General features: G+C 63.1%; 22 protein-coding genes and 1 pseudogene. 10 read left to right on the top strand and 13 right to left on the bottom strand.

Annotation, left to right across the window (positions count from 1 at the left end; translation table 11 throughout):
- Positions 1-13: 13 nt before the first annotated feature.
- The 3 genes from spoT to OZ911_RS28255 all read right to left on the bottom strand — a co-directional run bounded on the left by spoT (position 14) and on the right by OZ911_RS28255 (position 3,559).
- A complete protein-coding gene (gene spoT, locus OZ911_RS28265) occupies positions 14-2,122 on the bottom strand; it encodes a bifunctional GTP diphosphokinase/guanosine-3',5'-bis pyrophosphate 3'-pyrophosphohydrolase (protein ID WP_016489826.1) in 2,109 nt (702 codons plus the stop codon).
- Positions 2,123-2,181: 59 nt separating this feature from the next.
- Positions 2,182-2,445: a DNA-directed RNA polymerase subunit omega gene (rpoZ, locus tag OZ911_RS28260; RefSeq protein WP_003253383.1), complete on the bottom strand. Its 264-nt coding sequence runs from the start codon at positions 2,443-2,445 to the stop codon at positions 2,182-2,184.
- Between the two features lie 241 nt (positions 2,446-2,686).
- Complete coding sequence (locus tag OZ911_RS28255; RefSeq protein WP_016489825.1) at positions 2,687-3,559, bottom strand: LysR family transcriptional regulator; 873 nt, start codon at positions 3,557-3,559, stop codon at positions 2,687-2,689.
- A 205-nt stretch (positions 3,560-3,764) separates the two neighbouring features.
- On the opposite strand from OZ911_RS28255, the gene OZ911_RS28250 reads away from it, so the two are divergent.
- The 3 genes from OZ911_RS28250 (at position 3,765) to OZ911_RS28240 (ending at position 7,581) form a co-directional block, all read left to right on the top strand.
- Positions 3,765-5,147: a glutamine synthetase family protein gene (locus OZ911_RS28250; protein WP_016489824.1), complete on the top strand. Its 1,383-nt coding sequence runs from the start codon at positions 3,765-3,767 to the stop codon at positions 5,145-5,147.
- A gap of 4 nt (positions 5,148-5,151) precedes the next feature.
- Positions 5,152-5,925, top strand: coding sequence for a gamma-glutamyl-gamma-aminobutyrate hydrolase family protein (locus tag OZ911_RS28245; protein ID WP_023046965.1), 774 nt, complete (start codon positions 5,152-5,154; stop codon positions 5,923-5,925).
- Positions 5,926-6,039: 114 nt separating this feature from the next.
- Positions 6,040-7,581, top strand: a complete 1,542-nt coding sequence (locus OZ911_RS28240; RefSeq protein ID WP_016489822.1) for an APC family permease — start codon at positions 6,040-6,042, stop codon at positions 7,579-7,581.
- A gap of 135 nt (positions 7,582-7,716) precedes the next feature.
- Here OZ911_RS28240 and gmk read toward each other — a convergent pair whose 3' ends face one another.
- A complete protein-coding gene (gmk, locus tag OZ911_RS28235) occupies positions 7,717-8,337 on the bottom strand; it encodes a guanylate kinase (protein ID WP_016489821.1) in 621 nt (206 codons plus the stop codon).
- Between the two features lie 13 nt (positions 8,338-8,350).
- A complete protein-coding gene (locus OZ911_RS28230; RefSeq protein ID WP_016489820.1) occupies positions 8,351-9,214 on the bottom strand; it encodes a YicC/YloC family endoribonuclease in 864 nt (287 codons plus the stop codon).
- A 228-nt stretch (positions 9,215-9,442) separates the two neighbouring features.
- On the opposite strand from OZ911_RS28230, the gene rph reads away from it, so the two are divergent.
- On the top strand, positions 9,443-10,165 hold the full coding sequence (rph, locus tag OZ911_RS28225) for a ribonuclease PH (protein ID WP_016489819.1): 723 nt from the start codon (positions 9,443-9,445) through the stop codon (positions 10,163-10,165).
- Between the two features lie 225 nt (positions 10,166-10,390).
- Here the strand turns inward: rph and crc are convergent, their stop codons facing one another.
- The gene (crc, locus tag OZ911_RS28220; RefSeq protein ID WP_003253401.1) at positions 10,391-11,170 is read right to left on the bottom strand and encodes a catabolite repression control protein Crc; all 780 of its coding nucleotides are present in this window, start codon (positions 11,168-11,170) and stop codon (positions 10,391-10,393) included.
- Positions 11,171-11,250: 80 nt separating this feature from the next.
- On the opposite strand from crc, the gene pyrE reads away from it, so the two are divergent.
- Positions 11,251-11,892 carry an orotate phosphoribosyltransferase gene (pyrE, locus tag OZ911_RS28215; protein WP_003253405.1) on the top strand — a complete coding sequence of 214 codons (642 nt, stop codon included), beginning with the start codon at positions 11,251-11,253 and terminating at the stop codon, positions 11,890-11,892.
- A 180-nt stretch (positions 11,893-12,072) separates the two neighbouring features.
- Here pyrE and argB read toward each other — a convergent pair whose 3' ends face one another.
- The 4 genes and pseudogenes from argB to coaBC form a co-directional block, all read right to left on the bottom strand.
- Complete coding sequence (gene argB, locus OZ911_RS28210; protein WP_004575216.1) at positions 12,073-12,978, bottom strand: acetylglutamate kinase; 906 nt, start codon at positions 12,976-12,978, stop codon at positions 12,073-12,075.
- Between the two features lie 30 nt (positions 12,979-13,008).
- Positions 13,009-14,376 (bottom strand): annotated as a pseudogene (locus tag OZ911_RS28205) (phosphomannomutase/phosphoglucomutase); the annotation flags it as partial.
- Positions 14,377-14,516: 140 nt separating this feature from the next.
- Complete coding sequence (gene dut, locus OZ911_RS28200) at positions 14,517-14,972, bottom strand: dUTP diphosphatase (RefSeq protein WP_016712700.1); 456 nt, start codon at positions 14,970-14,972, stop codon at positions 14,517-14,519.
- A gap of 5 nt (positions 14,973-14,977) precedes the next feature.
- On the bottom strand, positions 14,978-16,189 hold the full coding sequence (gene coaBC / locus OZ911_RS28195; RefSeq protein WP_016489816.1) for a bifunctional phosphopantothenoylcysteine decarboxylase/phosphopantothenate--cysteine ligase CoaBC: 1,212 nt from the start codon (positions 16,187-16,189) through the stop codon (positions 14,978-14,980).
- 128 nt (positions 16,190-16,317) lie between these two features.
- Here coaBC and radC point away from each other — a divergent pair, with 128 nt between their 5' ends.
- Positions 16,318-16,998, top strand: coding sequence for a RadC family protein (radC, locus tag OZ911_RS28190; protein WP_023048208.1), 681 nt, complete (start codon positions 16,318-16,320; stop codon positions 16,996-16,998).
- Positions 16,999-17,118: 120 nt separating this feature from the next.
- On the opposite strand, the gene OZ911_RS28185 is transcribed toward radC, so the two are convergent.
- Positions 17,119-18,726, bottom strand: a complete 1,608-nt coding sequence (locus OZ911_RS28185) for an ABC transporter substrate-binding protein (protein ID WP_023048209.1) — start codon at positions 18,724-18,726, stop codon at positions 17,119-17,121.
- A 361-nt stretch (positions 18,727-19,087) separates the two neighbouring features.
- Here OZ911_RS28185 and rpmB point away from each other — a divergent pair, with 361 nt between their 5' ends.
- Both rpmB and rpmG read left to right on the top strand, forming a co-directional pair.
- Entirely contained in the window at positions 19,088-19,324 is a 237-nt protein-coding gene (rpmB, locus tag OZ911_RS28180) for a 50S ribosomal protein L28 (RefSeq protein WP_003253504.1), read from the top strand.
- Positions 19,325-19,335: 11 nt separating this feature from the next.
- Positions 19,336-19,491, top strand: a complete 156-nt coding sequence (gene rpmG, locus OZ911_RS28175) for a 50S ribosomal protein L33 (protein WP_003253507.1) — start codon at positions 19,336-19,338, stop codon at positions 19,489-19,491.
- A gap of 67 nt (positions 19,492-19,558) precedes the next feature.
- Here rpmG and OZ911_RS28170 read toward each other — a convergent pair whose 3' ends face one another.
- Positions 19,559-19,918, bottom strand: a complete 360-nt coding sequence (locus tag OZ911_RS28170) for a cupin domain-containing protein (protein ID WP_016489813.1) — start codon at positions 19,916-19,918, stop codon at positions 19,559-19,561.
- A gap of 196 nt (positions 19,919-20,114) precedes the next feature.
- Between OZ911_RS28170 and OZ911_RS28165 the strand changes: the two genes are divergently transcribed.
- A complete protein-coding gene (locus OZ911_RS28165) occupies positions 20,115-21,608 on the top strand; it encodes an aldehyde dehydrogenase (RefSeq protein ID WP_016489812.1) in 1,494 nt (497 codons plus the stop codon).
- Positions 21,609-21,810: 202 nt separating this feature from the next.
- Positions 21,811-22,950, top strand: coding sequence for an MFS transporter (locus OZ911_RS28160; RefSeq protein ID WP_016489811.1), 1,140 nt, complete (start codon positions 21,811-21,813; stop codon positions 22,948-22,950).
- A 129-nt stretch (positions 22,951-23,079) separates the two neighbouring features.
- Here OZ911_RS28160 and OZ911_RS28155 read toward each other — a convergent pair whose 3' ends face one another.
- Positions 23,080-24,633 carry a phospholipase D family protein gene (locus OZ911_RS28155; RefSeq protein ID WP_016489810.1) on the bottom strand — a complete coding sequence of 518 codons (1,554 nt, stop codon included), beginning with the start codon at positions 24,631-24,633 and terminating at the stop codon, positions 23,080-23,082.
- Positions 24,634-24,673: the final 40 nt, after the last annotated feature.

Genomic DNA, 24,673 nt, shown 5'->3' with positions numbered 1-24,673 from the left:
TGCGGTTGGCGGACTACGTACGCATGCGGGTGATGCGGACCACGCCGGTCAGGGTACGCAGCTTCTTGATCACACGCGCCAGGTGCACACGGTCGTGCACGCTGACCACCAGTTGGACCACGCTGATACGGCCATCGCGTTCGTCCATGCTGATCTTCTCGATGTTGCCGTCGGCGGCGTTGACGCTGCTGGCCAGCAGGGCAATAAGGCCGCGCTGGTGCTCCAGTTCGACACGCAGTTCGACATTGAACTCACCGGTGATGTCCTTGGCCCAGGAAAGCTGCACGCATTTTTCCGGGTTGTGGCGGATTTCACTGATGTTGCGGCAATTTTCCAGGTGCACGACCATGCCCTTGCCGGCCGACAGGTGGCCGACGATCGGGTCGCCAGGGATTGGCGTGCAGCATTTGGCGTAGCTCAGCACCAGGCCTTCGGTGCCACGGATCGCCAACGGGCCTTCCGGCGCAGGCAACTGCTCGCCGTCAGCCGACAGCAGGCGGCGTGCGACTACGTAGGCCATGCGGTTGCCCAGGCCGATGTCTTCGAGCAGGTCTTCGATCAGTTCCAGGCGGTACTCGGCGAGAATCGCCTGGATGCGCTCCTGGGGGATTTTATCCAGGCTGCTGTCAAAGCCGGTGAGTACCTTGTTCAGCAGGCGCTCGCCCAGGCTGATGGACTCGGAGCGGCGCTGTTGCTTCAGGGCGTGACGGATGTGCGTACGCGCCTTGCCGGTCACCACGAAGTTGAGCCAGGCCGGGTTCGGCCGAGCGCCGGGGGCGCTGACGATTTCCACCGTCGAGCCGCTTTGCAGCGGTTCGGACAGCGGCGCCAGGCGGCGGTTGATGCGGCAGGCGATGCAGCTGTTGCCGACGTCGGTGTGTACCGCGTAGGCGAAGTCCACCGCCGTGGAGCCTTTGGGCAGCTCCATGATGCGGCCTTTGGGCGTGAACACGTAGACCTCGTCCGGGAACAGGTCGATCTTCACGCTCTCGATGAATTCCAGTGAGTTGCCGGCACGTTGCTGCAACTCGAGGATACCCTTGACCCACTGCCGCGCGCGGGCATGGCTGCCCTTGGGCTGCTCGTCGTCGTTGGACTTGTACAGCCAGTGCGCGGCGATGCCGTTGTTGGCCATCTCTTCCATTTCGCGGGTGCGGATCTGGATTTCGATGGGCACGCCGTGCATGCCGAACAACGTGGTGTGCAACGACTGGTAGCCGTTGGCCTTGGGGATCGCGATGTAATCCTTGAAGCGACCAGGCAGCGGCTTGTACAGGTTATGCACGGCGCCGAGCACGCGGTAGCAGGTGTCGACCTTGTCGACGATGATGCGGAAGGCATACACGTCCATGATCTCGTTGAAGGCACGGCGCTTGCCGCGCATCTTCTTGTAGATGCCATAGAGGTGTTTCTGCCGGCCGCTGACCTCGCCTTCGATGCCGTCGGCAGCCAGGCAGTTGGCCAGCGAGTGTTCGATCTTGGCGACGATCTCTTTACGGTTGCCGCGTGCGCTTTTCACCGCCCGGTGAATCAGCGACGAGCGCATTGGGTGCATGGCCTTGAAACCCAGGTCCTCGAACTCCACGCGCACGGTGTGCATCCCCAGGCGATTGGCGATAGGGGCGTAGATTTCGAGGGTTTCCTTGGCAATGCGCCGGCGTTTTTCGCCGGACAGCACTTCCAGGGTGCGCATGTTGTGCAGGCGGTCGGCCAGCTTGACCAGAATCACGCGAATGTCGCGGGCCATGGCCATGGCCATTTTCTGGAAGTTTTCGGCCTGCGCCTCGGCCTTGGTCTCGAAGTTCATCTGGGTCAGCTTGCTGACCCCATCGACCAGTTCGGCCACCGTCTCGCCAAACTGCTGGCTGAGGGCTTCCTTGGCGATACCGGTGTCTTCGATCACGTCGTGCAGCATGGCCGCCATCAGGCTTTGATGGTCCATGTGCATGTCGGCGAGGATGCTGGCCACGGCCAGCGGGTGGGTCACGTAGGGCTCGCCGCTGCGGCGGCGCTGCCCATCGTGGGCCTGTTCGGCGTAGAAATAGGCGCGCCGGACCAGGTTGACCTGTTCGGGGCCAAGGTAGGTCGACAGCCGTTCGGCCAAGGCTTCTATACCCGGCATGGGTTGACCTCCTGCGGAGGAAGAGGGCCTTGCGCCGTGCGACGTCGACCTGGCATCAATCAGACAGCCTCGTTGTTCTCGTCCTCGAAGGCGGCGAAGACCGGATCCTCGGTGACGATCTCTTCAGCGGCGATGAACTCGTTGGTGACGATGCCTTCGGCGATTTCACGCAGGGCAACAACGGTCGGCTTGTCGTTTTCCCACGCAACGCGTGGTTCTTTGCCGCCGGTCGCCAGCTGGCGAGCGCGCTTGGTCGAGAGCATGACCAGCTCGAAGCGGTTATCCACGTGTTCCAGGCAGTCTTCAACAGTTACGCGGGCCATGGTCTTCCTCAGTAGCAAATGCGGTGGGCGTGCAGCCCAGTAATGGGCAGGCGGACTCGATAGTATAAAAATTCACCAGCCAATAGGGAAGCGCTGTTTTGCCGGGCGGTCACCTTGAAGCACTGTGTTTGCTTCTTCGCGGGTAAACCTGCTTCCACAGGCACCGCCTACCCTGTGGGAGCAGGTTTTGCCGCGAAAGTGCCGGACCAGACAGCCGCAATACTTGAGCCCGACGATAACCTCAGAGCATCGCGCCACGCAACCGCGGCGTCAGCTCTTCGAACAAGGTCTGCACCGAGCGCAGCGCCCGGCAATCCGGCCGGGTCAGTAGCCAAAGCTGAGTGTCGCAACCCGGTAGCGGTCCGCTCAGCGCTTCCACGCCGGGCAGGGCGTGCACCATGTAATCCGGCAGCGCCGCCACGCCCAGGCCGGCGGTTACCAGCTGGGCGATGGTCGACATCCCGCTGCACTGGTAGCGCGGGCTCAACCCAGGGTGCTGCTGGTTGCGCCAGACCACCGTGGGGTGGTCCTGCATCGAGTCGTCGGGGGCGATCCATGGCACGCTGACGGCCGATTCTGCCAGGCGCTCGCGCCACTGCGGCTGGCCGCAAACCACATAGGATGTTGACCCCAGGTTGCGACCTACCAGGTGCTCCGGTGGTGTATTGGTCAGGCGCAGGGCAATGTCGGCGTCACGCCGGCTGAGGTTGGCGAAGGTATTCGAGGTGCCCATCTCCAGCGACAGGGCCGGGTAGTTGGGCATGAACTCGGCCAGCGCCGGCAGCAGCAGGCTATGCATCACCGCCTCGGTGCAGGTCACCCGCACCGTGCCGCTGACCACCTGCTCGCCACTGGTCATGGCAATGCGTGCCGCCTCCAGCGCCTGCTCGGCGCGCTCGGCCTGCTCGGCCAGGGCCTGCGCGGTGTCGGTCGGCAGGTAGCCCTTGCGGCTCTTGACGAACAAGGCGGTGCCCAGCGCCGACTCCAGCCGGCGGATCGAGCGGAACACCGTCGAAACGTCGACTTTGAGGAGCTCGGCGGCCTTGGCCAGCGAGCGGCCACGCTCCAGTGCCAGGACCAGAGAGAGGTCGGCGTGGGTGATCTGATATTGCATTGGTGCACGCTCTGCTTGCCGAATTGCCAATGTCTGTTGCGTCGGGGCCATTTTATAGTGAAACCGCCCCCCGGAATCAATGCGTCCGGTCGGGTAACCAATCCCCACGATGGGAAAGTGAAAAAAACAACAGCTGCAACCATCGTCGCCCGTGAGGCGCCAGCCGTATCCCCACATCGCCGCAGCACATCAAAGGATGTACACCATGACGTCGGTAACCCCGTGCGCCAGTTCTTCCAGCGAGATGAATGACTTCCTCCAGGCCCATCCGGACACACAGTACGTCGACCTGCTGATCTCCGACATGAATGGCGTGGTACGTGGCAAGCGCATCGAGCGGGCCAGCCTGCACAAGGTGTACGAGAAAGGCATCAACCTGCCGGCTTCGCTGTTCGCCCTGGACATCAACGGTTCCACGGTCGAAAGCACCGGCCTTGGCCTGGACATTGGCGATGCCGACCGCATCTGCTTCCCGATCCCCGGCACACTGTCGGACGAGCCATGGCAGAAACGCCCCACCGCCCAGCTGCTGATGACCATGCACGAGATCGAAGGCGCGCCGTTCTTTGCCGACCCGCGTGAAGTGCTGCGTCAGGTGGTGAGCAAGTTCGACGACCTGGGCCTTACGATTTGTGCTGCGTTCGAGCTGGAGTTCTACCTGATTGATCAGGACAACCTCAACGGCCGCCCGCAGCCGCCGCGCTCGCCCATTTCCGGCAAGCGTCCGCAGTCGACCCAGGTGTACCTGATCGACGACCTCGACGAATACGCCGACTGCCTGCAGGACATGCTCGAAGCGGCCAAGGAGCAGGGCCTGCCTGCCGATGCCATCGTCAAGGAAAGCGCCCCGGCGCAGTTCGAGGTCAACCTGCACCACGTGGCTGACCCGCTGAAGGCCTGCGACTACGCGATCCTGCTCAAGCGGCTGATCAAGAACGTGGCCTACGACCATGAAATGGACACCACCTTCATGGCCAAGCCCTACCCGGGCCAGGCAGGCAACGGCCTGCACGTGCATATTTCGTTGCTGGACAAGAAAACCGGCAAGAACATCTTCTCAAGCGATGACCCGCTGCAAAGCGACACGTTGCGCCACGCCATTGGTGGTGTGCTGGAGACGATGCCGGCATCGATGGCCTTCCTCTGCCCGAACATCAACTCCTACCGCCGCTTCGGTGCGCAGTTCTATGTGCCCAATGCGCCGAGCTGGGGCCTGGACAACCGCACCGTGGCCGTGCGCGTACCTACCGACAGCAGCGACAACGTGCGCCTGGAACACCGCGTGGCCGGCGCCGACGCCAACCCGTACCTGATGCTTGCGGCAGTCCTTGCCGGCGTGCACCACGGCCTGACCAACAAGGTCGAGCCGGATGCGCCGATCGAAGGCAACTCCTACGAGCAACTGGAACAGAGCCTGCCGAACAACCTGCGTGATGCCCTGCGCGCGCTGGACGACAGCGAAGTCCTCAACCAATACATCAGCCCGGACTACATCGATATCTTCGTGGCCTGCAAGGAAAGCGAACTGGCCGAGTTCGAAGTGTCGATCTCCGACCTTGAGTACAACTGGTACCTGCACACGGTGTAAGCCCATGAGCGCAAATGCGGTCCCCCTGATCGGTGTCAGCGCCTGCCGCCAGCAGGTGGGGAAGAACTCGTCGCATACAGTAGGCGACAAGTATGTCGAGGCGGCCGGCTTTGCCGGTTTGCCGCTGATCTTGCCGGCCCGTGACGGCGGCAGTGACACGCAGGCGCTGCTGGCCCGTCTGCACGGCATTGTTTTTACCGGCTCGCCTTCAAATATCGAACCGCATCATTACAATGGCGCCCCTAGCGCGGCGGGTACCCGGCACGATCTGGCGCGCGATCGCCTGACCCTGCCGCTGCTGCAGGCGGCAATTGCCGCTGGTGTGCCGGTGTTCTGCATCTGCCGTGGTTATCAGGAACTGAATGTGGCGTTGGGTGGCAGCCTGCACCAGCGCGTGCAGGAATTGCCCGGTTACCTTGACCACCGCGAACCTGAGGACGCACCCCTGGAGGTGCAATACGGCGCTCGTCACCTTGTCGGCATCGAGCCAGGCGGGTTGTTCGAGCGCCTGGGGCTGGCTGAGCAGTTCGAGGTCAACTCGCTGCACAGTCAAGGCATCGAACGCCTGGCGCCCGGCCTGCGTGTCGAGGCGCGGGCCCCGGATGGCCTGATCGAAGCGGTGTCCATGCCCGCAGCGCCGGGCTTTGTGCTCGGCGTGCAGTGGCACCCGGAATGGCGCTTCACCGAAAACCCGGTTTCGCTGCGCCTGTTCCAGGCGTTTCGCGAGGCCTGCATTGCCTACGCAGCACGGGAGGGCGCACGGCAGGAAACAGTCTGACGTCAGCCGAAGGTCTCGGATGACCGGTCCCCCGGCAGCAAGCTTTCAATGAGTGAAAGCAGGCCTTGTGCGCAAGGCCTGCGAAAACAATTCCAAAATTTACGGCAAATACTCATGAGCAATTATACAGAAGCCGGCCGCCCACCCGATGTGGCGGCCGACGCAGGCAACACCCAGCGCGGCAAGGGCTTGGCCAAAGGCCGCTTGGGCCTGCTGGCCAGCGTGGTGCTGGGCATTTCCACCATCGCCCCGGTCTACACCCTGACGGGCGCCCTCGGCCCGACCGTGCGCGAGGTGGGTGCCCACCTGCCAGCGGTGTTCATCGTCGGCTTCCTGCCGATGCTGCTGGTGGCCCTGGGCTACCGCGAGCTGAACTCGGCAGAGCCGGACAGCGGTACTTCGTTTACCTGGTCGGCGCGTGCCTTTGGCCCGATGATCGGGTGGATCGGCGGCTGGGGGCTGGTGGTCGCCACCACCATCGTGCTGTCGAACCTGGCGGGTGTAGCCGTCGACTTCTTTTACCTGTTCCTTGGCCAGATCACCGGCAAGCATGAGCTGGCAGCATTGGCCGACAATCTGTTGATCAACATCAGCACCTGTTGCGTGTTCATCGGCCTGGCCGTGTGGATCTGCTGTCGTGGCATCGCCACCACCATGACCGTGCAGTACGGCCTGGTGGCCCTGCAGTTGCTGGTGCTGATCGGCTTTGCCTTCGCCGCCTTCGGCGGCACCACTGCGCCGCCACCGCTGGCGTTCGATTTCGCCTGGTTCAACCCGTTCGGTGTCGAGTCGTTCTCGGCCTTTGCTGCCGGGCTGTCGCTGTCTATCTTCATTTTCTGGGGCTGGGACACGTGCCTGACCGTCAGCGAAGAGTCGGTGGGCAGCGAAGAGGTGCCGGGCAAGGCTGCCACCTGGACCGTTATGTTGATCCTCGGGCTGTACCTGTTCACCGCTATCGCCACTCTGCAGTTTGCCGGTATCAGCGAAACCGGGCTGGGCCTTAACAACCCACGCATCCAGGAGAACGTCTTCGCCCACCTGGCCGGCCCGGTCATGGGGCCGCTGGCAATCCTGATGTCCATCGCCGTGCTGGCCAGCACCGCGGCGTCGCTGCAGTCCACCTTCGTGGCGCCGGCGCGGACTCTGTTGGCCATGGGTTACTACGGTGCGGTACCGCAGAAGTTTGCCAGCGTCTGCCCGCGTTCGCAGACCCCACGCTACGCCACCATTTGCGCTGGCCTGGCAGCAGGCCTGTTCTACGTGACCATGCGTACCCTGAGCGAGAACGTGCTGGCGGATACCATCACCGCGTTGGGCATGATGATCTGCTTCTACTATTCCCTGACCGCGTTCGCCTGCGTCTGGTATTTCCGCGACAGCCTGTTTGACAGCCTGCGCCACTTCATCATGCGCGGCCTGTGCCCGTTGACAGGTGGGGTGATCTTGTCGGTGATTTTCGCGCGCACCGCCATCGACAGCGCCTCGCCGGACTTCGGCAGTGGCTCGCATGTGGGCGGGCTGGGGCTGGTGTTCGTGATTGCCGCGATCATCTCGGTGCTCGGCATCGGGCTGATGATGCTGTCGCGCATGCGCGCGCCGGCTTACTTCCTGGGGGCTACCCTGCGTCAGCAGGCTACCCTGCCGCTGCAGGAATGACTGGAAGGGGCTGCTCTGCAGCCCATTCGCGGGACAAGCCCGCTCCCACAAATACTGCGCCGACATTGAAGGCAGCGATTGTCCTGTGGGAGCGGGCTTGTCCCGCGAATGGGCCGCAAAGCGGCCCCATCGTTTTCAGCCAACCAACTGTTTCAGCAAGGCCCCGTGGCGCTGCTGCTGTTTCTTCAGCACCAGGCGATTAGAACGGAACACCGACTTCAAATCTTCCAGCGCGACGTCGAAATCATCGTTGATGATCACGTAGTCATACTCGTCGTAGTGCACCATCTCGCTCACCGCTTCCTTCATGCGCCCAGCGATGATCTCTTCGCTGTCCTGCCCACGGCCGTCCAGGCGCTGACGAAGGGCTTCCTGGCTTGGCGGCAGGATGAACACCGACAATGCCTGCGGCATCAACTTGCGCACCTGCTGGGCGCCTTGCCAGTCGATTTCCAGGATCAGGTCATAGCCCTGGTCCAGGGTGTGCTGCAGTGCACTGCGCGAGGTGCCATAGAAGTTGCCGAACACTTCTGCATGCTCCAGGAAGTCGCCTTGCTGGATCAGCGCCTTGAACTCCTCATGGACAACGAAGTGGTAGTTCACTCCGTGCTCCTCGCCCGGGCGCATGGCGCGGGTGGTGTGCGAGACCGAGACGCGGATTTGCTGGTCGTCCTTGGTCAGGGCCGTTACCAGGCTGGTCTTGCCGGCGCCCGAAGGGGCCGAAACGATGTAGAGGGTGCCGCTGCTGTGGTTCATGGTCGGGGTGGCCTTACTCGATGTTCTGTACTTGTTCACGCATCTGTTCGATCAATACCTTCAGGTTGACCGCCGCTTGCGTACTGCGTGGGTCGAAGGCCTTGGAGCCGAGGGTGTTGGCTTCGCGGTTGAGTTCCTGCATCAGGAAGTCCAGGCGCCGGCCGGCGGCGCCGCCACCCTTGAGCACCCGACGCACTTCGGTGACGTGGGTGCTGAGGCGGTCGAGCTCCTCGGCCACGTCGCTCTTCTGGGCCAGCAGCACCATCTCCTGCTCCAGGCGCTGCGGGTCGAGTTCGGCCTGCATGTCGCCGAAACGGTCGAGAATCTTCTGCCGCTGCGCCGCCAGCATCTGCGGCACCAGGGCGCGCAGGGTGGTGACTTCGCTGGTCATGTTGTCCAGGCGCTCGTTGATCAGCCGGGCCAGTTCCTGGCCTTCGCGCTGGCGTCCGGCCTTGAGTTCGGCCAGGGCTTCGTCGAACAGTGCCATGGCCTCGGCGTTCAGCGCCTGTGGGTCGCTGGTGTCTGCCACCAGCACGCCTGGCCACGACAGCACTTCCAGCGGGTTCAGCGGTGCCGGCTGCTTGATCAGGCCGGCCACTTCCTCGGCGGCGGCGACAAGCTGTGCGGCGCGCTCGCGGTCTACCTTCAGCGGCTTGCCGTTGCTGTCTTCATTGAGGCGCAGGGTGCATTCCACCTTGCCCCGTGAAAGGCCCTGGCGCAGGCCTTCGCGCACGGCGCCTTCGAGGTCGCGCAGGGCCTCGGGCAAGCGCAGGTGGGGTTCCAGGTAACGGTGGTTGACCGAGCGCAGCTCCCAGATCAGGGTGCCTTGGCTGCCGGCGCGCTCGACACGAGCAAAAGCGGTCATGCTGTGCACCATGGGGAGTACCTCGCGTAGATGTATGAACGGTGGGAGCCTCTCGGCTGCAAGGCGCAGGATTGTAGCGCAGTGGGGCCTCGGCGCCCAATCCACCCATGTTACAGAGGGGTGGCCACGGCAGTCGGAAAAGGCGACGGGCTGTGTCGGGCGCGACAATAGGCATGTCTTCCCCGCGCTGCGGGCTCTATAATGCTCGGCAGATTCAAAGTCCCAGTACAGGTATCCCAGATGAAACGTCCAAGTGGTCGCGCCGCCGATCAGCTCCGCTCGATCCGCATCACCCGCAACTACACCAAGCACGCCGAAGGGTCGGTACTGGTCGAGTTCGGTGACACCAAGGTCATTTGCACGGTCAGCGTGGAAAACGGTGTGCCGCGCTTCCTCAAAGGCCAGGGCCAAGGCTGGCTCACCGCAGAGTACGGCATGCTGCCGCGTTCCACCGGCGAGCGTAACCAGCGCGAAGCCAGCCGTGGCAAGCAGGGTGGCCGCACCCTGGAAATCCAGCGCCTGATCGGCCGTTCGCTGCGCGCTGCGCTGGACATGAGCAAGCTGGGTGACATCACCCTGTATGTCGACTGCGACGTGATCCAGGCCGATGGCGGCACCCGTACCGCGTCCATCACCGGTGCCATGGTCGCCCTGTGCGACGCCCTGGCGGTAATCAAGAAGCGCGGTGGCCTTAAGGGCGGCAACCCGCTCAAGCACATGATTGCTGCCGTGTCGGTAGGCATGTACCAGGGCGAAGCCGTGCTCGACCTGGATTACCCGGAAGACTCCGCTGCCGAAACCGACCTGAACGTGGTGATGACCAGCGCCGGTGGCTTCATCGAAGTGCAGGGCACCGCTGAAGGCGCGCCGTTCCAGCCGGAAGACTTCAACGCCATGCTGGCGCTGGCGCAGAAGGGCATGAACGATATCTTCGAGCTGCAGCAGGCGGCTCTGGCTGACTGACTGTTTGGGGCCGCTGCGCGGCCCATTCGCGGGACAAGCCCGCTCCCACAAGATTTGTACAGCTTTCCAGCCATGCATGAATCCTGTGGGAGCGGGCTTGCCCCGCAAATGGGCTGCGCAGCAGCCCTAGCACGCTCCCACAAGATTTGTACAGCTTTTCAGCCATGCATGAATCCTGTGGGAGCGGGCTTGCCCCGCGAATGGGCTGCGCAGCAGCCCTGGCACTCAGATGGTCAACGTCCAGTCATAATCCACGATAAGCGGCGCATGCTGGGAGAAGCGCGGCTGACGCGGCAGGCGGGCGTTGCGCACGAAGCGGCGCAGGCCCGGCGTGAGGATCTGGTAGTCGAACCGATAGCCCAGGTTGAGCATCTCGGCCTGCTCGTTGTCTGGCCACCAGCTGTACTGGTCACCTTCACGGCTGACTTCACGCAGGGCATCGACGTAACCCATCTCGCCGGTGATCGCATCCATCCAGGCGCGTTCCGGCGCCAGGAAGCCCGGCGACTGCTGGCTGTCACGCCAGTTTTTGATGTCGAGCTTCTGCTGCGCCACGTAGAACGAGCCGCAATAGATGTATTCGCGACGCTTGCGACGCTGTTTGTCCAGGTACTTGGCGAAGTCGTCCATCAACTTGAACTTCTGGTTCAAGTCTTCGTCGCCGTTCATGCCCGAAGGCAGCAGCAGGCTGGCAATACTGACTTTGTCGAAATCTGCTTGCAGGTAACGCCCGTAGCGGTCGGCTGTCTCGAAGCCCAGGCCGGTGATGACTGCCTTGGGCTGCATGCGCGAGTAAAGGGCCACACCACCTTGGGCAGGCACCTCCGCGTCGCAGGCATAAAGGAAATAGCCATCGAGCTGGAAAGCTGGGTCATCGAGTTCAAAGGCCGAGGCGCGGGTATCCTGAAGGCAGATGACGTCGGCATTCTGGGCTTGTAGCCAGCTGAGCAAACCACGCTCGGCCGCAGCCTGAATGCCATTAACGTTCACACTGATGATCCGCATAAATGGCCCCAAAAATCTCGTGCGTGTATGATACCCGAGCTCAACCCATTTAGCTAAATCCGTGGTGTCCGGGACTATTCATGCAGCCGTATCAGCGCGACTTTATCCGTTTTGCCATCGATCGCGGGGTACTGCGTTTCGGTGAATTCACCCTGAAATCGGGGCGTACCAGCCCGTATTTCTTCAATGCCGGCCTGTTCAACACCGGTTCTGCATTGGCCGAGCTGGGGCGGTGCTATGCCGCAGCCATCGTCGACAGCAAGATCCCGTTCGATGTGCTGTTCGGCCCGGCCTACAAGGGTATCCCTTTGGCGGCGACCACCGCCGTGGCCCTCGCTGATCAGCATCAGCTCGATGTGCCATGGTGCTTCAACCGCAAGGAAGCCAAGGACCACGGCGAAGGCGGCAGCCTGGTTGGTGCGCCGCTGGCCGGTGATGTGCTGATCATCGACGACGTGATCACCGCCGGTACCGCCATCCGCGAGGTCATGCAGATCATCAACGCCCAGCAGGCCAAGGCCGCTGGCGTGCTGATCGCGCTGAACCGCGAAGAGCGTGGCAATGGCGAACTGTCGGCGATCCAGGAAGTGGAACGCGACTTCGGTATCCCGGTGGTCAGCATCGTTTCGCTGACCCAGGTGCTAGAGTTCCTGGCCGATGACCCACAGCTCAAGCAGCACCTGCCGGCTGTCGAGGCTTACCGGGCGCAGTACGGGATCTGATCCTGGCCTGGAAATGAAAAAGGCGACCTTCACATGAAGGTCGCCTTTTTTGTGTCACCTGTTCCGGCCCTTTCGCGGGTGAACCCGCTCCCACAGGATCTCCACAGCCCTCAAAGGCGGTGCTATCCCTTGTGGGAGCGGGTTTACCCGCGAAGAGCCCGGTGCAGGCTAGCCAATCACTCAGCGCGGCTTGCGGTTGGTAATGAGGGTACCCACGCCGCTGTCGGTGAAGATTTCCAGCAGCACCGCGTTCGGTACGCGGCCGTCGATGATGTGCGAGCTGTTCACGCCACCCTGCACCGCATCCAGCGCGCACTTGATCTTCGGCAGCATGCCGCCGTAGATGGTGCCGTCGGCGATCAGTTCGTTGACCTGCTCGGTGGTCAGGCCGGTCAGTACCTGGCCCTGTTTGTCCATCAGGCCGGCGATGTTGGTCAGCAGCATCAGCTTCTCGGCCTTCAGCGCCTCGGCTACCTTGCCAGCCACCAGGTCGGCGTTGATGTTGTACGACTCACCGTTGGCGCCCACGCCGATCGGCGCGATCACCGGGATGAAGTCACCCTTCACCAGCATGTTCAGCAGGTCGGTGTTCACGCTTACCACTTCGCCCACGTGGCCGATGTCGATGATTTCCGGGGTGGTCATCTCGGGCGTCTGGCGGCTGACGGTCAGCTTGCGGGCGCGGATCAGTTCCGCGTCCTTGCCGGTCAGGCCGATGGCGCTGCCGCCGTGGCGGTTGATCAGGTTGACGATGTCCTTGTTGACCTGGCCACCCAGCACCATCTCCACCACGTCCATGGTCGCCGAGTCGGTGACGCGCATGCCGTCGATGAAGTGGCTTTCGATCGACAGGCGCTTGAGCAGGTCGCCGATCTGCGGGCCACCACCGTGGACCACCACCGGGTTGATGCCCACAGCCTTCATCAGCACGATGTCACGGGCGAAGCCTGTTTTCAGCTCCTCGCTTTCCATCGCGTTGCCGCCGTACTTGATCACCAGGGTCTTGCCGACAAAGCGGCGGATGTAAGGCAGTGCTTCGGACAAAACCTCGGCTACATGGGAAGCGGCATCGCGATCGAGGGTCATGCAGGGCTCCTGTAAGGAACAGATAGTCGGTCAGAACGGCAGTTGCAGCTCAGGCTCAACCCGCAGCAACTGGGTACGGAATACATCCTTGATACGTTGCAATTCGGCGTCGCTGTCGGCCTCGAAGCGCAGCACCAGCACCGGGGTGGTGTTGGAGGCGCGGACCAGGCCCCAGCCGTGGGTATAGTCAACCCGCACACCATCGATGGTGGTCAGGCTGGCTTCGCCCCAATCGGCGTCGCGTTGCAGTGCATCAATGATGCTGAATTTACCCTCGTCGGTCACATCAATATTGATTTCCGGCGTGGAAATATCGTTAGGGAAGGCGGCAAACAGGTTTTCGGCGCTCTGTCCGGCCTTGCTGAGGATCTCCAGCAGGCGCGCGGCGCTGTAGATGCCGTCGTCAAAACCGTACCAGCGTTCCTTGATGAAGATGTGACCGCTCATTTCGCCGGCCAGCAGCGAGCCGGTCTGTTTCATCTTCTTCTTGATCAACGAATGGCCGGTCTTCCACATCAGTGCGCGGCCGCCATGCTGTTCGATCAGCGGGGTCAGGCGACGGGTGCATTTGACGTCGAAGATGATTTCGGCGCCGGGGTTGCGCGCCAGCACATCCTGGGCAAACAGCATCAGCAGGCGGTCCGGGTAGACGATGCTGCCGGTGTTGGTCACCACGCCGACGCGGTCGCCGTCACCGTCGAAGGCCAGGCCGATGTCGGCGCCGGTTTCCTTGACCTTGGCGATCAGGTCTTCGAGGTTTTCCGGCTTGCCCGGGTCCGGGTGGTGGTTGGGGAAGTTGCCGTCGACCTCGCAGAACAACGGGATCACTTCGCAGCCCAGGGCTTCGATCAGCTGCGGTGCGACCACGCCGGCGGCGCCGTTGCCACAGTCCACCACCACTTTGAGCTTCCTGGCCAGTTTCACGTCGCTGACGATTTGCTGGAAATAGCGGTCCAGGATCTCAACCTTTTCCACGCGGCCTTCGGCCAGGGTCAGGTCGTTGGTTTTCAGGCGGGTCAGCAGGGCCTGGATCTGTTCGTTGGCCAGGGTGTCGCCGGCGATGACGATCTTGAAACCGTTGTAGTCCGACGGGTTGTGGCTGCCGGTCAGCATCACGCCCGACTTGCCGGCCAGCACATTGGCCGCGTAGTACAGCGCCGGGGTGGGCACCAGGCCGATGTCGCTGACCTGGCACCCGGCATCGACCAGGCCTTTGATCAGCTGTTCGACCAGCATCGGGCCCGACAGGCGGCCATCGCGGCCTACCGAAACCTGCGGTTCGCCCTGGGCCAGGCTTTGCGCGCCGATGGCGCGGCCGATCCAGTAGGCGGTTTCGGCGTGAAGGGTTTTGCCGACCACGCCACGAATGTCATAGGCGCGGAAAATGCTGTCTGGTAGCGCGGCGGGGACCAGGTGGGCCATGTCGTTCATCTCTGGTAGCTCCAATAATCAAAGGTCTGGGCAGGCGCAAACTGACGCTTGGACGGTGCTTTCGCCAGAGAGTTCGCCATCCTTGGCCTGAACGGTCATCTGCCGGCTCAGTGGCTGCCGGAGTGACCAAAGCCACCAGCGCCACGCTGGCTTTCATCGAACGCTTCGACGATGTCGAAATGGGCCTGCACCACCGGCACCAACACCAGCTGGGCGATACGTTCGCCAACGGCGATGGTGAACGGCGTGTTGCCACGGTTCCAGCACGACACCATCAGCTCGCCCTGGTAGTCCGAGTCGATCAGGCCGACCAGGTTGCCCAGCACGATGCCGTGCTTATGGCCCAGGCCCGAGCGCGGCAGGATTACCGCGGCCAGCCCCGGGTCGCCAATGTAGATCGACAGGCCGGTAGGAATCAGCAGGGTCTGGCCTGGCTCGAGGACGGTGTCCTCCTTGAGCAGGGCGCGCAGGTCCAGGCCGGCGGAGCCGGGGGTGGCGTAGGTCGGCAGCGGGAATTCGCTGCCCAGGCGTGGGTCGAGAATCTTGGCTTGAAGAGCGTGCATGTAACTTATTGAACCTGGTTGAGCCGATCGGCGATGAAGGCGACCAGTTGCCGGGCGATCTTGCCTTTGCTGGTCTGCGCGAAGAGGGTCTGGTGCTGCTGGCGGTCGATCACGGTCAAGGCGTTTTCTTCGCTGTTGAAGCCGATGCTGGGGTTGGCCACATCATTGGCGACGATCAGGTCGAGGTTCTTGTCCTTGAGCTTGCGCGTGGCGTAATCGAGCAGGTGTTCGGTTTCGGCGGCGAAGCCGACGCTGAACGGGCGGTCGCTGCGGCCAGCAATGGTGGCAAGGATATCGGGATTGCGCACCATCTGCAGCAGCATGCCGTCGCCGGTCGTAGGATCTTTCTTCAGCTTTTGCGTGGCAACGACTTCCGGGCGGTAGTCCGCGACCGCGGCCGAGGCGATGAACAGGTCACACGGCATGGCCGCTTCACAGGCCGCAAGCATGTCCCGCGCGCTGACCACGTCGATGCGGCTGACCCGGTCGGGCGTTGGCAAGTGCACAGGGCCCGTGACGAGGGTGACCCGAGCCCCGGCTTCGGCGGCTGCTTCGGCCAGGGCGAAGCCCATCTTGCCGGAGCTATGATTGGTGATGTAGCGCACCGGGTCGATGTTTTCCTGGGTCGGGCCGGCGGTGATCAGCACGTGCTTGCCGGTCAGTGCCTGGCGCTTGAAGCTTTCTGCGGCGCACCAGGCCAGGTCGGTGGCTTCGAGCATGCGGCCCAGGCCCACGTCGCCACAGGCCTGGCTGCCGGACGCCGGGCCGAACACCTGGATGCCACGGCTCTTGAGCAGTTCGAGGTTGGCCTGGGTAGCCGGGTCGCGCCACATCGCCTGGTTCATGGCCGGGGCGACGGCGACGGTGGCGTCGGTGGCCAGCACCAAGGTGGTCAGCAGGTCGTCGGCCATGCCTTGGGCCATGCGCGCCATGAGGTCGGCCGTGGCCGGGGCGATCAGTACCAGGTCGGCCCACTTGGCCAGTTCGATATGGCCCATTGCCGCTTCGGCGGCAGGGTCGAGCAGGTCCATGTGCACCGGGTGGCCCGACAGCGCCTGCAGGGTCAGCGGGGTGATGAACTCGGCACCACCACGGGTCATGACGACGCGCACCTGCGCGCCGTGCTCCAGGAGACGGCGAATCAGCTCGGCGCTTTTGTAGGCGGCAATGCCGCCACCCACGCCGAGAACGATGCGCTTGCGATACAGCCGCTGCATAGGCTTGCCTTTTTCCAGTGAGAGCGGGCGGCGACGTTTGAGATTGCCTGCGGCAGTACGTCGCATGTACGAGGCGAAATAGATTAACACAGGGTCGAAATGGGCCGCAGCAAGGGCAGGGGGCGGGGATGAATATCAGGGAATGGCCGGCTGAAGAAAGGCCGCGGGAGAAGTTGCTGCAGCGTGGGGCTGGCAGCCTGACCGACACGGAGTTGCTGGCTGTATTTCTCGGTTCAGGTGTGCGCGGGCGTAATGTGGTGGAGCTGTCGCGAGGCCTGCTGGTGAAGTTCGGGAGCTTGCGCCGGTTGTTGGAGGCCGACCGCGAGGCCTTCGTCGGCGAGCTTGGGCTGGGCCCGGTGAGGTACAGCCAGTTGCAGGCGCTGCTGGAAATAGGGCGCAGACACCTGGCGACATCGATTGAGCGGGAATCTGCCATGGACAGCCCGGAAACGGTGCGGCGCTATTTGAAAGCGATGCTGCGACATGAGGCCAGTGAGGTGTTCGGGTGCCTGTTTCTGGATACCAAGCACAGGCCGCTGGCGTTTGAAATCCTGTTCAGGGGCACGATAGATCGGGCGAGTGTCTACCCGCGGGAGGTGGTGCGGCGGGCGTTGCTGCATAACGCGGCGGCTTTGATCCTGTGTCACAACCATCCTTCGGGGAACAGTGAGCCGAGCCAGGATGACGTGCATTTGACCCTGTCGTTGAAGCGGGGGCTGGGGCTGATCGATGTGCGGGTGCTGGATCACATCATCATCGGTGACGGGGAGCCCTTATCGATGGTTGAGCAGGGGTGGATTGTCGCTTAGAGGTGTGCATGTGCCGGCCTCTTCGCGGGACAAGCCCGCTCCCACAGATTCGCCGCCATATTGGAGGGCAGCGCAGACCTTGTGGGAGCGGGCTTGTCCCGCGAAGAGGTCGGTGCAGGCTTACTTGGTAACCGACACCTTGCTGAAATCCAGCCGCCCGAACGGGCTCACCTGGTACCCCTCAACCCCTTGGCGCAACAGCGTCGCCGCCGTCGGGTGCGCCAGTGGTACCCACAGCGCCTGCTGCTGAATCAAGGTCTGCGCCTGCTGATACAACCGGCTACGCACGCTCTGGTCGTTGGTGGTGCGCCCGGCGCTGATCAGCTGGTCCAGGCGGTTGTCGCAGAAGCGGGAAAAGTTGGTCCCCGACTCGACCGCAGCACAGGAAAACTGCGGGCTGAGGAAGTTGTCCGGGTCGCCGTTGTCACCCGCCCAGCCCATGAACAGCAGGTCATGCTCACCGGCTTTGGCGCGGCGGATCAGCTCGCCCCATTCGATCACGCGGATCTCTGCCTTGACCCCGATCTTGGCCAGGTCGGCCTGCAGCATCTGCGCGCCAAGGCTGGGGTTTGGGTTGAGCAGGCTGCCCGACGGGCGGGTCCAGATGGTGGTGCTGAAACCATCGCTCAGGCCGACCTTGGTCAGCAGGGCCTTGGCTTTCTTCACGTCCAGCGGGTAGCCAGGCAGGTCCTTGGCATAGCTCCAGGTGTTGGGCGGGTAGGGGCCATTGGCGGCCACTGCGGAGCCTTCGAACACGGCCTTGAGGTAGGCCTGTTTGTCGAAGGCCAGGTTGATGGCCTGGCGTACTTCCGGCTTGTCCAGCGGTGGGTGCTGGCTGTTGATGGCGACGAAGGCTGTCATGAACGCCGGGGTAGTGGCCACCTTGAGGCTGCCGTCCTTGCCGGCCTCGGCAATGTCCAGGGGCTTGGGTGACAAGGCCACCTGGCACTCGCCACGCTTGAGCTTTTGCAGGCGCACGTTGGCATCGGTGGTAATGGCGAAGATCAGCGGGTCGACCGCGGGCTTGCCGGCGAAGTAGTCAGGGTTGGCGCGGTAACGTACCACGGCGTCCTTCTGGAAACGCTGGAACACGAACGGCCCGGTGCCGATCGGCTGGTTGTTGAGCTTCTCGGGCGTGCCCGCCTTCAGCAGCTTGTCTGCATATTCGGCAGAGTAGATCGAGGCGAAGCCCATGCTCAGCGTGGCCAGGAACGTGGCGTCCGGGTGGCTGAGGGTAAAACGCACGGTGTTCGGCGCTGGCGCCTCGATAGCCTTGATCAGGCTGCCCAGCTGCAGCGACTGGGCATGTGGGTAGCCACCCGGTGCAGTCTTGTGCCAGGCATGGGCGGGGTAGAGCATGCGCTGGAAGCTGAACAGCACATCGTCGGCGTTCAGCGCGCGGCTTGGCTTGAAATAGGCAGTGGTGTGGAATTTCACGTCATCGCGCAGGGTAAAGTCATACACCAGGCCGTCGGCTGACACCGTCCAGCTGGTTGCCAGGCTCGGCACCACCTTGCCTTGCGCGGCGTCGAACTCCACCAGGCGGTTCATCAGCACGTCGGCCGTGGCGTTGGTGGTGGTCAGTGAGTTGTACTGCACCACGTCGAAGCCCTCAGGGCTGGCTTCGCTGCAAACGCTCAGCGGCGCGGCCTGGGCTGCACCGGCAGCGAACAGCGCGCCGGCGGCGAACAGGGAGTTGAACAATAAGGAAAGGGCGGCAGCACGCATGGTGGCTCCTTGGCTGTCAGTGGCCCATCTGCCAGTGCAGTCTGGAAAAGGCCTACCCTAGTGCGCCCGTCGGTAAATGACCACACCCTTTTTTACAAATGTGGCGACGAGTGGTCGACGGCCGACGGGGCCTGCCGCTATGCTGGCCCGGCGCGTTCTGGCGTGCGGCAATGTGTATCTACTGTTGTTGCAGCCAAGTCTTTCTGGTATAAAGCAGCGCTCTTTTCTAGGGGCTCGGCCTGTCGCATAAGCGGATCCGGTCGATAAGACCTCCAGAATCACGGCGCCCAGGCGCCAAAGACTGAGAGATTAAGCGGCCAACCCATGCCGGGTTGGGCATGTGGTTTTAGAGGGCTGAGTCATGTCGAGAGTCTGTCAAGTTACTGGTAAGGGTCCAGTAACCGGGAACAACATTTCCCACGCAAACAACAAAACCCGTCGTCGTTTCCTGCCGAACCTGCAGCACCACCGTTTCTGGGTTGAATCCGAGAAGCGTTTCGTGCGTCTGCGCGTTTCCGCCAAGGGCATGCGTATCATCGACAAGCGCGGCATCGACGCCGTTCTGGTTGACATCCGTAAAGCTGGCGCCAAGGTTTAAGGGAGAGCATCATGCGTGAATTGATCCGTCTGGTTTCGAGTGCCGGTACCGGCCACTTCTACACCACCGACAAGAACAAGCGCACCACCCCGGACAAAATCGAGATCAAGAAATATGATCCGGTTGTTCGCAAGCACGTGGTGTACAAGGAAGCCAAGATCAAGTAATTGATCGGCGACCTGAAAAAAACCCGCATCCGAGAGGACGCGGGTTTTTTTATGCCTGTCCGGTGCCTTACTTCTGCTCGAACATCACATAGATCTTGCGGCAAGGCTCGAGTACTTCCCAAGTGCCCTTGAACCCGGCAGGGATGACAAACCGATCACCGGCCCGCAGGGTCTTGGCCCCGCCGTCCTGGTCGCGCAGCACCGAAACGCCCTGGACGATCTCGCAGTACTCGTGCTCGGTGTAGTTCACCGTCCACTGCCCCACCTCACCTTCCCAAACGCCTGCGGCAAACTGCCCGCAAGGGCTGGAGTAGTGGTTATAGACCGCTTGGTCTGGCTCGCCCTTGAGGATTTTTTCCGCCGCCGGGCGGTAGCGTTCGGCCTCGGTGATGATCTGCGCGAAGTCGATGATGCTGTCGATTCTCATGGTGCGGCTCCTGTTTTTGTTTAATAAAATGAACATCAGTAGGCGTTTGAGCCTTTCGTGTCAAATATATTGATAGTTTACACCGGCTGGTTTAGGGTATCGCTTGCCAGTGTGCGCTCGTCGCCCGGCCAGAATTCTGACAACGCCTGTGAGTCCTCAGTGCGGCGTTGCACCTAAACAAGAGGAGGAGTTTCGTATGACTACCCTGACCCGTGCGGACTGGGAACAGCGTGCCCAGCAACTGAAGATTGAAGGCCGCGCCTTCATCAACGGCGAATACACCGATGCCGCATCCGGTGAAACCTTCGAGTGCCTGAGCCCGGTCGACGGACGCTTCCTGGCCAAGGTTGCCAGCTGCGACCTGGCCGATGCCAACCGCGCTGTGGAAAACGCCCGCGCCACCTTCAACGCCGGCGTGTGGTCGCAACTGGCCCCGGCCAAGCGCAAGGCCAAGCTGATCCGCTTTGCCGACCTGCTGCGCAAGAATGTTGAAGAGCTGGCGCTGCTGGAAACCCTGGACATGGGCAAGCCGATCGGCGACTCCTCCAGCATCGACATCCCGGGTGCGGCCCAGGCCATTCACTGGACTGCCGAAGCCATCGACAAGGTCTACGACGAAGTTGCCCCGACCCCGCACGACCAGCTCGGCCTGGTGACCCGCGAACCCGTGGGTGTGGTGGGTGCAATCGTACCGTGGAACTTCCCGCTGCTGATGGCCTGCTGGAAACTCGGCCCGGCGTTGGCCACCGGTAACTCGGTGGTGCTCAAGCCGTCCGAAAAATCCCCGCTGACCGCCATCCGCATCGCTCAGCTGGCCATTGAAGCCGGTATCCCGGCTGGCGTGCTGAACGTGCTGCCAGGCTACGGCCACACCGTAGGCAAGGCCCTGGCCCTGCACATGGACGTTGATACCCTGGTGTTCACCGGCTCGACCAAGATCGCCAAGCAGCTGATGGTGTACGCGGGCGAATCGAACATGAAACGCATCTGGCTGGAAGCCGGCGGCAAGAGCCCGAACATCGTCTTTGCCGACGCGCCGGACCTGCAAGCTGCCGCCGAGGCCGCTGCCAGCGCCATCGCCTTCAACCAAGGCGAAGTGTGCACCGCAGGCTCGCGCCTGCTGGTCGAGCGTTCGATCAAGGACAAGTTCCTGCCAATGGTGGTCGAAGCCCTCAAAGGCTGGAAGCCAGGCAACCCGCTGGACCCACAGACCACGGTCGGTGCCCTGGTCGACACCCAGCAGATGAACACCGTGCTGTCGTACATCGAGGCTGGCCACAAGGACGGCGCCAAGCTGCTGGCCGGCGGCAAGCGCACCCTGGAAGAGACTGGCGGCACGTATGTCGAGCCGACCATCTTCGACGGCGTGACCAACGCCATGCGCATCGCCCAGGAAGAGATCTTCGGCCCAGTGCTGTCGGTGATTGCCTTCGACACTGCCGAAGAAGCCATCGCCATTGCCAACGACACGCCCTATGGCCTGGCGGCTGGCATCTGGACGTCGGACATTTCCAAGGCCCACAAGACCGCCCGTGCCGTGCGCGCTGGCAGCGTCTGGGTCAACCAGTACGACGGTGGCGACATGACCGCACCGTTCGGTGGCTTCAAGCAGTCGGGCAACGGCCGTGACAAGTCGCTGCATGCGCTGGAGAAATACACCGAGCTGAAGGCGACCTGGATCAAGCTGTAACTCCAGGGGGCCGCGTTGCGGCCCAATCGCCGGCAAGCCAGCTCCCGCAGGTTTTTCGCAGCCCTCAAGGCCTCCGTTATACCTGTGGGAGCCTGGCTTGCCGGCGATGGGCTGCACAGCAGCCCCAACAATAGCCGGGTCGGCTCACGCTGACCCGGCTTCGTCGTTTTTGCTGTTCACGAATTCTGCCTGGGAGGCTGCAATGCGTTGGGGTACCTACTTCGCCGTACTGGCATCGGTGCTGAGTGTCGGGCTGGCGCTCGGCGTGAGCATGCCGCTGGTGTCCCTGCGCCTGGAGGCTTGGGGCTACGGCAGCTTTGCCATCGGCGTGATGGCGGCGATGCCGGCGCTGGGTGTGCTGGCCGGTGCCAGCCTGGCCAGCCGCCTGGCCGGCTGGGTTGGCGTACCTTCTGCGATGCGCCTGTGCCTGTGGGGTGGGGCGCTATCGATCGGCCTGCTGGCCCTGTTGCCTAGTTACCCGCTGTGGCTGCTGCTGCGGCTGATGATCGGCATGTCCCTGACCGTGGTGTTCATCCTGGGCGAAAGCTGGATCAACCAGCTGGTGGTCGAGCAATGGCGTGGTCGCCTGGTGGCGCTGTACGGTAGCAGCTACGCGTTGAGCCAGCTGGCCGGGCCACTGGTACTGGGCTTTCTCGGCTCTGATGACGATTTCGGTTTCTGGGCTGCGACGGGCCTGCTGCTGGTCGCGCCGCTGATCCTGCTGGGGCGAGGCGGTGCACCGAGCACGGAAGCGTGCAACGTGACCTTCGGCGACCTGTTTCGTTTTTGCCGTCGTTTGCCGGTGATCGCCTGGGCCATTGCCCTGTTCGCTTCGTTCGAGGCGATGATCCTGACTTTGCTGCCGGTGTATTGCCTGCAGCAGGGCTTTACCACCGAGATTGCCCTGTTCATGGTCAGTACCGTGGTGGTGGGTGATGCGGTGTTGCAACTGCCCATCGGGGCGTTGGCCGACCATATGTCGCGCCGCACCCTGTTCACCGGCTGCGCGGTGACCCTGCTGGTGTCCAGCCTGGCGATTCCACTCATGCTGCATACCCCGGTGATCTGGCCGTTGTGGGTATTGTTCGGGGCCAGCGCAGGGGGCTTGTTCACCTTGTCGCTGGTACTGATTGGCGAGCGCTACCGGGATGACGCGCTGGTGCGGGCCAACGCCCATGTTGCGCAGCTGTGGGGTATTGGTTGCCTGCTCGGGCCACTGTTGGCGGGGGCGGGGAGCCAGTGGGTCAGCGGGCACGCGCTGCTGTGGCTGATGGCGGCGGGGGCTGCGGGGCTGGTGGTGTTGACCCAGCGGCGTGGGGCGTTTGAACCGGTTTCTGCCTGATGGATTTTGGGGCCGCTTTGCGGCCCTTTCGCGACGCAAGGCCGCTCCCAGATTGATCGGTGTACACCGTACCCTTGTGGGAGCGGCCTTGTGTCGCGATGGGCTGCGAAGCAGCCCCAACGATAGCGGCTACAACATCTTCTCCAAGCCAACCGCCTTGCTGATCCACGCATTGAACCGCCGCCACATCCCACCCGGTTCAGACGTCAGCACGTGCCGCTTGCCATTGTCCTCGGTCGCCCACACCAGCTTGCCCCCCACCAGCTTCACCTGGTAACTCAACGCAGGCGCCATACCCTGTTGGGCCAGCTCGCGGGTGTACTCCGCCAGCTCCGGGCTGTCCACCAGCACTCCAACCTCGGTGTTCCACAGCACTGAACGCGGGTCGAAGTTGAACGAGCCGATGAAGGTCTTGCGCCGGTCGAATACGATCGCCTTGGTGTGCAGGCTCGAATCCGAACTGCCACGAAAACTCAACCGCCCCGCGCTTGGGTCGCCTGGCTGCCGGCGAAGCTCAAAAAGCTGCACCCCGTGCTCCAGCAAGGCCCGGCGATAGGGCGCATAGCCGCCATGCACGGCCGGCACGTCGGTGGCTTCCAGCGAGTTGGTCAGCAGCTTCACCGAAACGCCAGCGTCGGCGCGGCCGGTCAGGTACAGCAGGCCCGGTTCGCCCGGCACAAAGTAGGCCGATGCCAGGATCAGTTCGCGGTGCACGTTGGCCAGGTCCGGTGCCAGTTGCTGGCTCAACAGCAGCTGTGGGTCCGGTTCGTTGTCGGCCAGCACCTTGTTGGGTGCATCCCACAGCACTTGGGCGTGGGCCCAGATCAGCTCGTTGCGCCACACGTCCAGGCGAGGCTGCGACTGGTAGGCCATCAGGCGGTCGTACAGGGCTTTGCGTTGGGTCCTGGCTTCGGCCAGCGACACTTCCAGGCGATGGCGGCTGGCACGCAGGTCGTTGGCATTCGGGTCGCGCCAGAGGAAGTCGGCGATCGGCCGGCTGAGGGCGCTGTTCCAGTACTGGTCGAAACTGTGCCCCAGCTGCTCGGCCACCGGGCCAATACCCAGCAGGTCGATGTCGGTGAAGTTGAGGTTGGGCTCGGCATCGAAATACTCGTCGCCCAGGTTACGCCCGCCGACAATCGCCATGCTGTTGTCCACCAGGAACAGCTTGTTGTGCATGCGCCGGTGCTGGCGCGACAGGTTGAACAGCCGGCCCATGGCGCGGGTCACGCCAGTGCTGCGGCCCAGGTGCAGCGGGTTGAACACGCGGATCTGGATGTTGGGGTGGGCATCGAGGGTGCCCATGATGGTGTCCAGGCCGTCGCTGGTGGTGTCGTCCAGCAGGATGCGCACACGCACGCCACGGTCGGCTGCACGCAGCAATTCATGCACCAGGGCGCGGGTGCTGAGGCCGTCGTGGACGATGTAGTACTGCAGGTCGATGCTCGCCTGGGCGTTACGGATCAGTTCGGCACGGGCGCGGAACGCTTCATTGCTGTTGGGCAGCAGGCGAAAGCCCGAGCGGCCGCCGTAAGGCGCGGCCTGGCGCAGCACCGAGCGGCCAAAGGCGGAGTCATGGGCGGGCAGCGCCTGGCTGGTTTCGCGGGGCGCGCTGACGCTGGTGCAGCCGGCAAGGCCGAGCAGCAGCACCAGCAGCAGGGGCAAGGCGTGCTGGAGTCTCAAGGGTGGACCGTCCTGTGCAGCAAGGGCTTTGGGGTTGGAC

The sequence above is a fragment of the Pseudomonas fortuita genome, assembly GCF_026898135.2.
In the GTDB taxonomy this organism is placed as follows: Bacteria; Pseudomonadota; Gammaproteobacteria; order Pseudomonadales; family Pseudomonadaceae; genus Aquipseudomonas; species Aquipseudomonas fortuita.
Note: the sequence above shows the minus strand (reverse complement) of the source record. Positions and strands in the feature narration are given on the sequence as shown.

Excerpts from the sequence above, each read along its gene's own strand:
- gmk (WP_016489821.1), bottom strand. The coding sequence starts at position 8,337 with ATGAACCACAGCAGCGGCACCCTCTACATCGTTTCGGCCCCTTCGGGC.
- OZ911_RS28160 (WP_016489811.1), top strand. The coding sequence starts at position 21,811 with ATGCGTTGGGGTACCTACTTCGCCGTACTGGCATCGGTGCTGAGTGTC.
- coaBC (WP_016489816.1), bottom strand. The coding sequence starts at position 16,189 with ATGCAGCGGCTGTATCGCAAGCGCATCGTTCTCGGCGTGGGTGGCGGC.
- rpoZ (WP_003253383.1), bottom strand. The coding sequence starts at position 2,445 with ATGGCCCGCGTAACTGTTGAAGACTGCCTGGAACACGTGGATAACCGC.
- OZ911_RS28255 (WP_016489825.1), bottom strand. The coding sequence starts at position 3,559 with ATGCAATATCAGATCACCCACGCCGACCTCTCTCTGGTCCTGGCACTG.
- radC (WP_023048208.1), top strand. The coding sequence starts at position 16,318 with ATGAATATCAGGGAATGGCCGGCTGAAGAAAGGCCGCGGGAGAAGTTG.
- OZ911_RS28230 (WP_016489820.1), bottom strand. The coding sequence starts at position 9,214 with ATGGTGCACAGCATGACCGCTTTTGCTCGTGTCGAGCGCGCCGGCAGC.
- OZ911_RS28185 (WP_023048209.1), bottom strand. The coding sequence starts at position 18,726 with ATGCGTGCTGCCGCCCTTTCCTTATTGTTCAACTCCCTGTTCGCCGCC.
- spoT (WP_016489826.1), bottom strand. The coding sequence starts at position 2,122 with ATGCCGGGTATAGAAGCCTTGGCCGAACGGCTGTCGACCTACCTTGGC.
- OZ911_RS28240 (WP_016489822.1), top strand. The coding sequence starts at position 6,040 with ATGAGCAATTATACAGAAGCCGGCCGCCCACCCGATGTGGCGGCCGAC.
- rpmG (WP_003253507.1), top strand. The coding sequence starts at position 19,336 with ATGCGTGAATTGATCCGTCTGGTTTCGAGTGCCGGTACCGGCCACTTC.
- dut (WP_016712700.1), bottom strand. The coding sequence starts at position 14,972 with ATGCACGCTCTTCAAGCCAAGATTCTCGACCCACGCCTGGGCAGCGAA.
- rph (WP_016489819.1), top strand. The coding sequence starts at position 9,443 with ATGAAACGTCCAAGTGGTCGCGCCGCCGATCAGCTCCGCTCGATCCGC.
- pyrE (WP_003253405.1), top strand. The coding sequence starts at position 11,251 with ATGCAGCCGTATCAGCGCGACTTTATCCGTTTTGCCATCGATCGCGGG.
- OZ911_RS28250 (WP_016489824.1), top strand. The coding sequence starts at position 3,765 with ATGACGTCGGTAACCCCGTGCGCCAGTTCTTCCAGCGAGATGAATGAC.
- OZ911_RS28245 (WP_023046965.1), top strand. The coding sequence starts at position 5,152 with ATGAGCGCAAATGCGGTCCCCCTGATCGGTGTCAGCGCCTGCCGCCAG.
- OZ911_RS28170 (WP_016489813.1), bottom strand. The coding sequence starts at position 19,918 with ATGAGAATCGACAGCATCATCGACTTCGCGCAGATCATCACCGAGGCC.
- rpmB (WP_003253504.1), top strand. The coding sequence starts at position 19,088 with ATGTCGAGAGTCTGTCAAGTTACTGGTAAGGGTCCAGTAACCGGGAAC.
- argB (WP_004575216.1), bottom strand. The coding sequence starts at position 12,978 with ATGACCCTCGATCGCGATGCCGCTTCCCATGTAGCCGAGGTTTTGTCC.
- OZ911_RS28165 (WP_016489812.1), top strand. The coding sequence starts at position 20,115 with ATGACTACCCTGACCCGTGCGGACTGGGAACAGCGTGCCCAGCAACTG.
- crc (WP_003253401.1), bottom strand. The coding sequence starts at position 11,170 with ATGCGGATCATCAGTGTGAACGTTAATGGCATTCAGGCTGCGGCCGAG.